Origin of the sequence: Bombella dulcis (genome assembly GCF_026385505.1) — a bacterium.
GTDB classification, from domain to species: Bacteria; Pseudomonadota; Alphaproteobacteria; order Acetobacterales; family Acetobacteraceae; genus Bombella; species Bombella dulcis.
The window spans coordinates 87101-99188 of record NZ_JANIDV010000002.1; the positions used below are offsets into that span (position 1 = coordinate 87101).

The window sequence follows — 12088 nt, forward strand, 5'->3', positions numbered from 1 at the left end:
GTATCAGGGACAGGGATTGCATGAAGAAGATACTTTTTACGTCGGGCATCGTGCTGGCCCTCATAGGCTATGCGTTCTTTTCCATCAGTGATGCCTGCTCCAAGGGGCTGGCCGGGCGGCTGGACCCCTTTGAGGTCGCCTTTTTTGGTGGCGTGTTCGGGCTGCTGATCGTCCCGCTGCTGAAGCGTCCGAATGAATCCTACAAGGTTCTGGTCGTTTCCAGCCATCCGTGGCTCTGGCTCGTGCGGGCGGCGGCGGTGTTCGTGGCCACGGCGGGGAGTGTGGAAGCCTTCATGCTCCTGCCCATGCCGGAAGCCCTGTCCCTGATGTTCCTGATGCCGTTCTTTGTCACCATCGTGTCTGTCCTGTTCCTCAAGGAGCAGGTGACGGGCTGGGCTTGGCTGTCTGTCCTGCTGGGCTTTGCTGGTGTGATGATCGTTCTGCGCCCCGGCGTGAAGGCTCTCCAGTTTGGCCATGTCTGTGCCATCGTGGTGGCGATGGCCTCGGCTGTCAGCGTGATTGCCTACCGTTTTGCGGGCAAGGAGACATCCCGCCTGACCCTGTATGGCTCCAGCCTGTTCGGGCCTCTGGTGGGTGACGGCATCCTGATGGTGCAGCATTTTGTCCTTCCACATGGGGTGAGCGAATGGCTGCTGCTGTTCGGTTACGGGTTCCTGGCAGCGGCGGGGCAGCTCCTGCTCATGCTGGCAGCGTCCATTGCTCCGGCAAACCGTGTAGCCCTGCCGCAATACAGCCAGATGGTCTGGATCGTGGCTTTCAGCTATTTCGTCTTCAACCAGCCCGTGGACATGTGGGACGGCATCGGGATTGCGGTCGTCACCCTGTCCGGGATGCTCAACTGGCTGCGTCAGAAGATACGCTTCGAGAAGATGCTGCACCGTGGCTGGTGGTGGCGGCGCAAACCCACACCGGAGGTCATCGCCGCCACCCCTGCCGCCGTCATCACCCCACCTCTGGAGGATAAACCTCACGAGTGAGGGATGGGATAGCTACCTAGGAATTGTCTGGCGTTTTTGTGTTTTGATGGTGGCTGGTTGCGCAGAGGCACTTGGCTGATGTGAAAGTGCTTGTGGGCTGCTGCTTTGAGGGTGTTGGTAATCATCATGGTATAAATCCAGATCACCGAAGCGGGTGAATTCGCCTTCAAAATAGAGATGGACCGTGCCCGTTGGCCCGTGACGCTGTTTTTCCAGAATCAGTTCGGCCTTGTTATGGACGAGGCTCATCTTCCGCTGCCACTCTTCCAGAGCGATCTGGTATTTGTCCGGGCTGGGGAAGGAGGATTCCTTGGGTTTGCGCTGCTGGAGGTAATATTCGTCACGATAGACGAACATGACAGCATCGGCATCTTGCTCGATGGAGCCGGATTCACGCAGGTCGGAGAGCATCGGCCGTTTGTCGTCACGGGATTCCACCTGACGGGAGAGCTGCGACAGGGCGATGACGGGGACTTCCAGTTCCTTGGCGATGGCCTTGAGGCCCTGTGTGATCATGGAGATTTCCAGCACGCGGCTGTCCGGTCTTGTTCCCACGGCGGGGCGCATGAGCTGGAGATAGTCCACCACCACGAGGCTCAGCCCCTGTGTGCGGGACAGACGTCGGCAGCGTGTCCGCATGGCGGAAAGCGAGATGGCGGGTGTGTCATCAATGTGCAGGGGCAGGCGTTGCAGCTCCGTGGCGACACGGACGAAGCGGTCGAATTCCTTCGGTCCGACATCACCCCGGCGGATGCGTTCACCGGACACCTCAGCCTGTTCGGACAGGATACGGGTGGCGAGCTGTTCGGCGGACATTTCCAGTGAGAAAATGGCCACGCTGCCACGGGGCTTGCTGTCTCCCTTTTCTTCCGCTTCCCGCATGATGGACTGGGCGGCGGAGAAAGCGATCTTCGTGGCAAGGGCTGTCTTGCCCATGGCGGGGCGGCCGGCAAGGATCAGCAGGTCGGACGGGTGCAGGCCACCGGTTTTCTTGTCAAAATCCCGCAGGCCGGAGGTCAGGCCGACAATGTCCCCCGTGTTCTGGTAGGCCTGATCGGCAATGTCGAGAGCCTTTTTCAGGGCCTGGGAGAAGACGAGGAACCCGCCTTCCTGTCCCTTGTCCGTTGCCAGACTGAACAGGGCTTCTTCCGAGGCGGAAATCTGTTCTGGCCCGTCCAGATCAGGTCGGGCACCGTGGGCGTTGTTGACGATGTCCGTGCCAATGCCGATCAGCTGGCGACGGACCCAGCAGTCATGGATGACTTTGCCATAATCACGGGCATTGACGATCCCCACCATGGCATTGAGCAGCCTGGCGACATACTCCGTGCCTCCGGCGGCAGCCAGTATGGGGCTGGCCTCAAATTCGCCCCGCATGGTGATGATGTCGATGGTGCCCTTGCCGCCGTTCCGTTCGACACGGTTGGTGATCATCTCATAGATGTGGGCATTGACGGCATCGGCAAAATGGGACGCATGGAGGAAGTCCGAGACGCTCTCAAAGGCCTTGTCGTTGGTCAGGATGGCACCCAGAAGGGCCTGTTCGGCCTGCAGGTTGGCCGGGGGCGTACGCTGGAGAAGGTCCTGAAGCGGGCCGCTTTCCGGTTTCGGGGATGGCTGGGGGGATGCTGTCTGGTCGCTCATGATGGTCTGTCTTACTCCTCCGTCAAGGGGTGTCATGCCAGCACGGGAACAGGGTGCAGGCGGGCATCAGCCGGATATGGCCATCCGGCTCTCATGGTCATCATGCAGCTGACCGGGGGGACAGTCAGCAGGTCAGCAGGGCGTGGCACCATCCAGGGCCAGGGCGCAGCCTGCCAGATAGAGACTGCCGCAGATGAGGATTCGGGCCGGAGCGGGATGGGTCCCGGCTTCATCACGCAGGTGTTTCAGGGCGGTACGGATGTCCGGGCCGGGGCGGGCTGTGCCCCCTGCGGCCTGAGCAGCGTCCAGAATGGTCTGGACAGGCATGGCTAGATGCTGCCCTTCCTCTGCCACGGCCTGTATGGTGGTGGCGTAGGGGATCAGCGGGCGGAGGAAACCCTGCACGTCCTTGCTGTCCTTCAGCCCGACAATGAGATGCAGTGGCTGGTCCTGCCATGTTCTGAGTACCTCGGCCAGAGCGGTGCCCGCACCGGGATTGTGGCCACCATCAAGAATCAGCTCCCAGCCTGAAGGCAGATCATGGGTCAGGGTGCCGTGCAGAGGCTGGAGGCGGGCAGGCCAGCATGTTCTGGCAATGCCTGCAAAGGCGGTGTCTGGCAGGTCCAGTCCGGCATGGCGGAGGGCCGCTATGGCAAGGGCGGAGTTCTGTGCCTGATGGGGGCCATGCAGGGCCGGGGCTGGCAGGGTCAGGGTGCCGGTCTCATCCTGATAGAGCAGGCCATCGCCCTGTGGGGCAATGGTGAATTCATGGCCCAGCCGGTAGAGGGGAGCTTCATGGGCATTGGCACAGTCCCTGATGGCGGTCATGACATCATCAGTCTGGGGCGCAACGAAAACTGGTACGTTCTGTTTGATGATGCCTGCTTTCTCTCTGGCGATGCCCGCCAGATCATCGCCCAGAAAGCCCTGATGATCCAGACTGATGGAGGTGATGACGCAGGCCCGTGCGGTGGGAATCACATTGGTGGCATCAAACCGGCCCCCAAGCCCGACCTCCAGAATCAGCAGATCAGCCGGAACACGGGAAAAGAGCAGGAATCCGGCGGCTGTCAGGACTTCAAAAACGGTGATGGGGGCACCGTCATTAATCTGCTCGATCTCTTCCAGAGTGGCAACAAGCTGGCCCTCGCTGACGAGGTGACCGGCCAGACGGAAACGTTCCGTCACGCTCAGCAGATGCGGGCTGGTCATGACATGGACCTTCAGCCCCGCCGCCTCGCCAATGGCCCGCAGATTGGCGCAGGTGCTGCCCTTGCCGTTGGTCCCGGCCACATGAATGGTCGGGGGGAGGGAGCGTTCCGGGTGGCCAAGGCGGGCCAGCAGGACCTTCAGCCGGTCCAGCGAGAGGTCGATCAGTTTGGGATGAAGTTCCTGCAGGCGGCGCACGACTTCACCCGTCCGCCCGTGGAACTCACCCTGCGGGGTACTGGTCTGCTGGCCTGTTGCCATGATTGCGTAATCCGGTTGTTTCAGAGGGGGAAACAGGAGGGGCTGTCCCACCATCCTGCCCGCCGCCGGAGGGGCGGAGGCAGGATGGAGACAGGCTCAGGATGCGGGGCTTTCTTCCGGGGTGGCATCCTTGTTGCCGGCTGCGGGAGTAAGCATTCCGATGAGCCGACCCAGCAGGGAGGGAAGTTCATCACGGGTGGCGATGAGGTCCACCATGCCGTGTTCCTTCAGATACTCGGACCGCTGGAAGCCTTCCGGCAGCTCCTCACGTACGGTATCCCGGATGACACGGGGACCGGCGAAAGCGATCAGGGCATTAGGCTCGGCGATATGGATGTCACCCAGCATGGCGAAGGAGGCGGACACACCACCCGTCGTCGGGTTGGTGAGGACGACCAGATAGGGCAGGCCTGCTTCACGCAGCATTTCCACGCCGATGGTCGTGCGGGGCATCTGCATCAGGCTGACGACGCCTTCCTGCATGCGGGCACCGCCGGAGGCCGTGAAGATGACGAGCGGAGCCTTCTGGCGGATGGCTTCCTGACATGCGGCCAGAAAAGCCTCACCAAGGGCACCGCCCATCGTCCCGGCCATGAACTCGAAGGCCATGACGGCAACGACGGCGTTCTGCCCGCCAATCCGGCCGTGAGCGACAAGGAGGGAATCATCAAGGCTGGACTTGGAGCGGGCTGCCTTCAGCCGGTCCGTGTAGCGTTTGGAATCCCGGAAATGCAGCGGGTCGGCCGGGGCGGTGGGCAGCTCGATGGTGGTGTACTGGCCGTCATCGAAGGTCCACTGCATACGTTCATGGGCCGAGGCCCGCATGTGATGGCCGCAATGGGGGCAGACCTTCTTCTTGCGGGTCAGCTCCTTGGTGAGCATCATCTGCGAGCAGGATTCACAGTTGGTCCAGAGGTTATCCGGCACGTCCCTCTGTAGCAGGCTCCGCAATTTGGGACGGACATGTTTTGTCAGCCAGCTCATGGTGTTCTGTTTACTCTCCAGCAGTGGTGCATCATCGGTGGGCGTCCCATGCCTGCCGGTCCACCAGAAGGAATGGGCCTCCGCAGGCGGGGGGCACCGTGGCATGGGACCGGAAGGGTATCACAGGTTGGGGGGACTTTATCCGGGCTTGCCTGAAGATGCCAGCTTTCTCTTCGGCTGAAGGTGAGTTCATGCCGGGCAGGCCGGTTTTCAGGGCATGAAAGGTGGCAGGGGGCTGTCCGTCTTCAGTGGCCGGAGGGCGATGTAGGACTTGACGTGGCTGACCATGTCGCTTGCCAGCAGCTGGTCCGTGACGAAGGCGGAAAGGCCGGGCAGGTCTTCCGTCACGACTTTGAGGATGTAATCCGCATCTCCGCTGACGGCATGGGCCTCCTGGATGATGGGAATGCTGTTTATGAGGGTCTGGAACCGCTCGAAGGCTCCGGCAGCATGATCTTTGATGATGACCTGAACGAAGGCCATCACGTTCAGCCCCACGGCCTGTGGAGCCAGCGTGACCCCATAGCCCTGGATGACACCCTTTTTCTCCAGCATGAGGCGGCGACGGGAACATTGGGAGGGGGAGAGGCCGATGGCATCGCCCAGCTCCCGGTTGGTCAGCCGCCCATTGCGGTACAGGGCGGAAAGAATTTTCCAGTCAAAATGATCCATGATGGGCCTGTTTCTGCATGATCCGTGCACAGTCGGTCATGATTCATAGTCCATTTGCACACAGAGCGCATGAAAAACACGATATGGTCACATGTGTTAAAAGGACATTAAGGCGGTATGGGGTTCTGTCTGTCCTGCCCCGAACCGGAAAAGGCTGGTTCGTACTGCCCTGTCGGAGAATTTCAGATCATGTCCAGGCGCATGCAGATCGGGGCCTATCTGGTCCGCCGTCTTGCCGAGGCGGGAATCAGCCATCTTTTTGGTGTTCCGGGGGATTTCAACCTGTCGTTTCTGGAGCAGGTGGAAGCTGATCCGTCCCTGACATTCGTGGGGAACTGTAACGAGCTGAATGCCGCCTATGCGGCGGACGGGTATGCCCGTACCTCCGGCCTGTGCGGCCTGCTGACAACTTTTGGCGTGGGTGACCTCGGGGCCATCAGCGGCATTGCCGGGGCCTATGCCGAGCGTGTTCCTTTCGTCCACATTACCGGGATTCCGCCGCTTCATGCGGTTGAGGGGCGTGCCCTGCTGCATCACACGCTGGGTGATGGTGGCTATGGCAATATCGGGCGGTGCATGGCGGAATATACGGTCGCCCAGTCCCGCCTGACGCCGGAGAATGCCGTGGAAGAGATTGACCGGGTACTCCGGACCTGCTGGCGGGAGCGGCGTCCCGTCCATCTCCAGCTGCCTTCCGACATTACCCATCTGAGCATTGACGTACCTGATGAACCGTTTGTCTTTGCAGAGCCGCAGGGTGATGCCGAGCAGGCGGCTCTGGCGGCCAGCCATATTGCCACACGTCTGGCAGCGGCCCGGTCGCCGGTCATGATTCTCGATTCTGATGCGGACCGCTTCGGTGTGGCCGGAAAGATTGCCGCACTGGCAGAGCGTTGTGCCATTCCCTGTCTGGCAACGGCCCCAGCCAAGGCCGTGCTGGATGAGACGGCTCCTTATTATCTGGGTGGCTATGTCGGGGGTGCCAGCCGCCCGGACATACGGGAGCTGGTCAGCCAGTCCGATTGCGTGATTGGCGTCGGCCTGCGTTTTACGGAGATCAATACGGGATTCTTCACGCATGATATCCGGTCCGATTCGTTCATCAATCTGCTGGCCCATGAGGTCAATCTTGCGGGCCGCTCCATTCCGGCAGCCCCGCTCGGGGCGGTGCTGGAGGCCCTGCTTGAACGGGTGAAGCCGTCGTCCCGCACGCTGCCTGCCCGTCCGGCAGCATCCGGCACGGTCCTGCCCGGTGGTGCGGAAGAGCGGCTGACCCATGACATGTTCTGGCCCCGTGTGGCCCGGTTCCTGAAGGAAGGAGATGTCGTGATCGGCGAGGCCGGGACCAGCAACACGGCCCTGCTGGGCACGCCTTTCCCCAAAGGGACGCATTACATCTCCCAGCCGATCTGGGGGGCGATCGGCTATACCCTGCCGGCCCTTTTCGGGTCCCAGCTTGGCAGCCCGGACAGGCGTCACCTGCTTTTCATCGGGGATGGGTCTTTCCAGCTCACGGTGCAGGAACTTTCCACCATTCTGCGGCATGACCAGAAACCTGTCATCTTTCTGCTCAATAACAGGGGCTATACGATTGAACGTCTGATTCTGGGCGAGCGGTCGCAGTATAATGACATTGCCAACTGGCGTTATGCTGATCTGCCCCGTGTGTTTGACCGTGACGACAGGGCACTCTCCCTTGTGGTGGAGACCGTCAGTGAACTGGAAGATGCGCTGAAGCAGGCGGAAAAGGCGGATCGTGCCGTGTTCATCGAGGTTCGTCTGCCCGAGATGGATGCTCCGGAGGCCCTGAAGGTGTTCGGCATGGTCGTGGCGGATTATGACTATGGCCCGCAGGGGCCACGCAATGGCAGCGTGAAGAAAGGATGAAGGGGCTTATGTTCCAGTCTGTTGAACTGTCTCCCGGAGACCCGATTCTTTCCCTGGTGGAAGATTTCAGGCGGGATGACCGGGCCAGCAAGGTCAATCTCAGCATCGGGCTGTATTATGACGGGGCAGGCCATGTGCCCCAGCTGGCCTGCATCCGCCGGGCCTATGAAAAACTGGCAGGCCAGCAGGACAGGCCGGACCTGTACCTGCCGATGGAAGGGCTGGCGTCCTACCGGCAGGCTGTCCAGCATCTGCTGTTCGGGCGTGGGAGCGAGCCGGTGCAGGCTGCCCGCATCGCCACGGTCCAGACTCTTGGCGGGTCCGGTGCGCTGAAGGTCGGGGCGGATTTCCTTCACCGTTATTTTCCGCGGGCCGAACTGTGGGTCAGCAACCCGACATGGGAAAATCATATTTCCATTTTTGAAGGGGCCGGTTTCAGAACGCACGCTTATCCCTATTTCGACCCGGCGACGGGCGGTGTGGATTTTGAGGCCATGATGGCCTGCATCCGCCAGATTCCGGAAGGGCATGTCGTGCTGCTGCACCCTTGCTGCCACAACCCGACGGGGGCAGACCTGACGGATGAGCAGTGGGATGCGCTGGTGCCTGTCCTGAAGGAGCGGAAGCTGATTCCGTTTCTGGACCTTGCCTATCAGGGGCTGGGGAATGGGCTGGAAGAGGACATTCATGCCGTCCGGGCGATGGTTGAGGCGGGGCTGGAATTTCTGCTCAGCAATTCATTCTCCAAGATATTCTCCCTGTATGGGGACCGTATCGGGGCACTGTCGGTCGTCTGTCGGGATGAGAACACGGCGGAACGGGTGCTGAGCCAGCTCAAGGTCACGGTACGACGGAACTATTCCAGCCCGCCGGTCCGTGGGGCGCAGCTCGTGGATGCCGTGCTGGGGGATGAAACCTTGGCGCAGCTCTGGCGGGAAGAGGTGGCAGGCATGGGGGCACGCATCCGGGAGATGCGTCAGAAGCTGCATGAGCAGCTTTCCGCCCGCCTGCCGGGTCAGGATTTTCGCTATCTGCTGAAGCAGCGTGGCATGTTCAGCATGATGAAGCTCTCTCCTGCTCAGGTGGACCGCCTGCGGGAGGAACATGGCGTCTATGTCCTGCGGAGTGGCCGTGTCTGCATGGCGGGACTGAATGACCGGAACCTGCCTCCTGTCGTGGAGGCTCTGGCGGCAGTTCTGGCCAGTTCCTGATGGAAGCCTGCGTCGGCCGGGGGCGGCACCAGACCTGTCCCCGGCCGTGAGGTCATGACGCCGGGGCGGTTTCTGCCCTTATGACGGTACGGAGACGCCGCAGCCTGAGCGTGTTGCTCAGGACGAAGACGCTGGAAAGGGCCATGGCCCCTGCTGCGAAGGAGGGGGACAGCAGCGTTCCGGTGAACGGATAGAGCGCACCGGCAGCAATCGGGATGAGGACGATGTTATAGGCGAAGGCCCAGAAGAGGTTCTGCCGGATGATGGTCATGGTCGCATGGGAGAGGGCGATGGCGTGAGGCACACCCATCAGGTTCTCTCCTGTCAGGACGAGGTCGGCGGCTTCTATGGCAATGTCGGTCCCGTGGCTGATGGCCAGCCCCGTGTCAGCCTGTACCAGGGCGGGAGCGTCATTGATGCCATCCCCTACGAAGGCCACGGAACCATGTGTCTCCTGCAGTCTCTGTACGGCCTGACTCTTCTCATGAGGCAGGACATGGGCGATGACCTCCTCGATTCCTGCCAGATTGGCAACATGCCGTGCCGTGGCGTCGATGTCGCCGGTAATCATGGCCGTGCGGATGTTCTGCGCCCTCAGGGCTGCCACGGCTTTCACGGCAGAGGGGCGGATGGGGTCGGCAACGCCCATGAGGGCCACGAGCCGTCCCCTGTGGGCCATGAAGAGGGGCGACGTTCCCTTCTGGCTGAAGGAGGCGGCAAGCCGTTTGGCAGCTGCATCATACAGGCCCAGTGTTTTCATGTAGGCGTTGTTGCCGATATGGATGTCATGTCCCGCCTCGTCCTGCGCCTCGATGCCCAGCCCTGCAACGATGCGGGCATGGCTTGTTCTGGCTGCGGGCAGGTTCCGGTCTTCGGCTGCCTTGATGACGGCACGGGAAATGGGATGGTCTGACTGCCGTTCGACGGCGGCAGCAAGGGCCAGAAGATGCTCTTCAGCCATCTCCGGGTCGGGAACGGTTGTGTCGGCCAGCAGGTAGAATTCTGTCAGGCGGGGCTGCCCGCATGTCAGGGTGCCGGTCTTGTCGAAAGCGACAAGGCGGGTTTTTTCCAGAGTCTGAAGCACCTCGCCCCTGCGGAAGAGGAGGCCCATTTCTGCCGCCGTGCCCGTGCCGACCATGATGGCGGTCGGTGTCGCCAGCCCCATGGCGCAGGGGCAGGCGGCGATCAGTACGGCAATGGCGTTGACGGTGGCATAGCCCAGTGTGGGCACAGGCCCCAGCCAGAACCAGAGGATGAATGTCAGCACGGCCAGCACGATGATGGCGGGAACGAACCAGAGCGTCACCCTGTTGACGAGGGACTGGATGGGCAGCCTGCTCCCCTGGGCCTGTGCCACCATGCTGACGATGCGGGCCAGCATGGTGTCGGCCCCGGTGGCCGTGGCCCGGATGGTCAGCGCACCTTCCTGATTGATCGTGCCACCCATGACCGTATCGCCTGTCATGCGCCGGACGGGCAGGGGTTCGCCTGTCAGCAGGGATTCATCCAGATGGCTTTCCCCTTCCAGGATCAGGCCATCCAGAGGAACCCGCTCGCCGGGGCGGACGAGCAGGGTGTCCCCCGGCTTCACGTCAGAAACCGGCACGATCCGGTCTCCGTCTCCGGTGAGGAGATGCGCCTTCTGGGGCTGTAGATGGACCAGCTTTTCCAGTGCCGTGGAGGTCCGTCCCTTCGCCCGGGCTTCCATGAGGCGGCCCAGCAGGACCAGCGTGAGGATGCCCAGGACCGTGTCGAAATAGAGGTTCCGTGTGCCTTCAGGCAGCAGGGAGGGGAAAAAGACGGCGAGGCTGGAATAGAGATAGGCCGCCCCGGTACCGAGGGCGACGAGGGAATTCATGTTGGGGGCACCACGCAGCAGGGCCGGAATCCCGTTCCGGAAGAAGCGGCGTCCCGGCCCCAGGAGGGCCACGCTGGCGCAGCCCCACTGGATGAAGGGCTGTAGCCGGGGAGGAACAAGGCCAAGCCCGTGCCCCATCGTCATGAGCATGATGATGAACCAGAGCAGGGCGGCGATTTTCAGGTCACGCCATTGAAGACTCATGCTCTGCCTGAGACGCTCCTGACGGTCCCGCATGGCCTCCGGCCCGTTTTCCTGCTCCAGCAGGGTTGCTGCAAAGCCGATCCGTTCAATGGCCTCGATGAGGGTCTGATGGGCGGCCGTGCCCGTGACGTGGGCCGTGCCGGTTGCCAGATTGACGCTGGCGGTCCTGACGCCCATGACGTCCTGAAGGGTCTTTTCCACCCGGGTGGAGCAGGAGGCGCAGCTCATCCCGTCAATGCGGAGCTGGACGGGAGACGGGGGAACGGTGAAGCCTGTCTGCTCCACGGCGGTGATGAGGGCGGCATGAGATGCCGTTCCTGTGACATGGGCCGTGCCGGTGGTCAGACTGACGCTGGCCGTCTCCACTCCCGGGACGGCCAGCAGGGCTTTTTCCACCCGGGCGGAGCAGGAGGCGCAGCTCATCCCGTCAATGGGGAAGGTCTGGGATGATGGCGTGGCAGGCATGGTCGTCTTTCCATGGTGGTGTCTGTAACGTGATGCAGGAAGAAAATAGCATCCCGCCGAGGTTACGGAGACAGAAAACTGTGCTCCGGGACTATAAAAAGGGCCGACATATGCAGAGAAAGGGACTCTCCCATGAAGGAAATTTGCTGATCGGCCAAATAATCAGTGTTATGTTTACCGTCAGTCAGTATTTTTCTGATGGAAACACAAGATTCGGCCTGCCGGACTGACTGTCTTATTGAAATGACGGCGGCGGGCAGGTCCAGGGAGGATATCATGGCGGACGCTGTCAACATTGATAAGCTCAAGTCCAAGGCTGAAGAGGCCATCAACCCGGATGAGCTGAAAGCAAAGGCCGAGAAGTTCGTCGATACCGACGGGCTGAAAGCCAAGGCTGAGAGTGTCCTCAACACGGATGAACTGAAGGCCAAGGCTGAGAAGTACGTCAACACGGACGAGCTGAAGGAGAAGGCTGGTCAGTGCGCCAAGCACGCTCAGTCCGCCGTCGATTCCATCGGCAAGGGGCTGAACTCCAAGAGCCGCTGCCAGTGTGTCGGCCAGACCCTGCTGTGGGGCGGCGTCATCGTGGCTGCCCTTGCTGGTCTCTGCGCTATCGGCCGCTGGCTGAAGAAGTAAGCCTTCATCGGCACGGTCCCCGTAGGGGGATAGGTAATCGGGTGAGAACCCCCGGCCGC

At 61.6% G+C, this 12088-nt stretch carries 9 protein-coding genes; 4 read left to right on the plus strand and 5 right to left on the minus strand.

Going from position 1 to position 12088, the window contains the following annotated elements:
* Positions 1-20: 20 nt before the first annotated feature.
* A complete protein-coding gene (locus NQF87_RS03855) occupies positions 21-998 on the plus strand; it encodes a DMT family transporter (protein WP_266127112.1) in 978 nt (325 codons plus the stop codon).
* Positions 999-1010: 12 nt separating this feature from the next.
* Here NQF87_RS03855 and NQF87_RS03860 read toward each other — a convergent pair whose 3' ends face one another.
* The 4 genes from NQF87_RS03860 to NQF87_RS03875 all read right to left on the minus strand — a co-directional run bounded on the left by NQF87_RS03860 (position 1011) and on the right by NQF87_RS03875 (position 5768).
* Entirely contained in the window at positions 1011-2642 is a 1632-nt protein-coding gene (locus NQF87_RS03860) for a replicative DNA helicase (protein WP_266127113.1), read from the minus strand.
* Between the two features lie 132 nt (positions 2643-2774).
* The gene (locus NQF87_RS03865) at positions 2775-4112 is read right to left on the minus strand and encodes a bifunctional folylpolyglutamate synthase/dihydrofolate synthase (protein WP_266127114.1); all 1338 of its coding nucleotides are present in this window, start codon (positions 4110-4112) and stop codon (positions 2775-2777) included.
* Positions 4113-4208: 96 nt separating this feature from the next.
* On the minus strand, positions 4209-5096 hold the full coding sequence (accD, locus tag NQF87_RS03870) for an acetyl-CoA carboxylase, carboxyltransferase subunit beta (protein WP_266127352.1): 888 nt from the start codon (positions 5094-5096) through the stop codon (positions 4209-4211).
* 210 nt (positions 5097-5306) lie between these two features.
* Entirely contained in the window at positions 5307-5768 is a 462-nt protein-coding gene (locus NQF87_RS03875) for an Lrp/AsnC family transcriptional regulator (protein ID WP_266127115.1), read from the minus strand.
* Positions 5769-5957: 189 nt separating this feature from the next.
* On the opposite strand from NQF87_RS03875, the gene NQF87_RS03880 reads away from it, so the two are divergent.
* The gene (locus NQF87_RS03880; RefSeq protein WP_266127116.1) at positions 5958-7655 is read left to right on the plus strand and encodes an alpha-keto acid decarboxylase family protein; all 1698 of its coding nucleotides are present in this window, start codon (positions 5958-5960) and stop codon (positions 7653-7655) included.
* 8 nt (positions 7656-7663) lie between these two features.
* Complete coding sequence (locus NQF87_RS03885; protein WP_266127117.1) at positions 7664-8866, plus strand: amino acid aminotransferase; 1203 nt, start codon at positions 7664-7666, stop codon at positions 8864-8866.
* A gap of 52 nt (positions 8867-8918) precedes the next feature.
* Here the strand turns inward: NQF87_RS03885 and NQF87_RS03890 are convergent, their stop codons facing one another.
* Positions 8919-11393, minus strand: a complete 2475-nt coding sequence (locus tag NQF87_RS03890) for a heavy metal translocating P-type ATPase (RefSeq protein ID WP_266127118.1) — start codon at positions 11391-11393, stop codon at positions 8919-8921.
* A gap of 276 nt (positions 11394-11669) precedes the next feature.
* Between NQF87_RS03890 and NQF87_RS03895 the strand changes: the two genes are divergently transcribed.
* Entirely contained in the window at positions 11670-12029 is a 360-nt protein-coding gene (locus tag NQF87_RS03895; RefSeq protein ID WP_182041572.1) for a hypothetical protein, read from the plus strand.
* Positions 12030-12088: the final 59 nt, after the last annotated feature.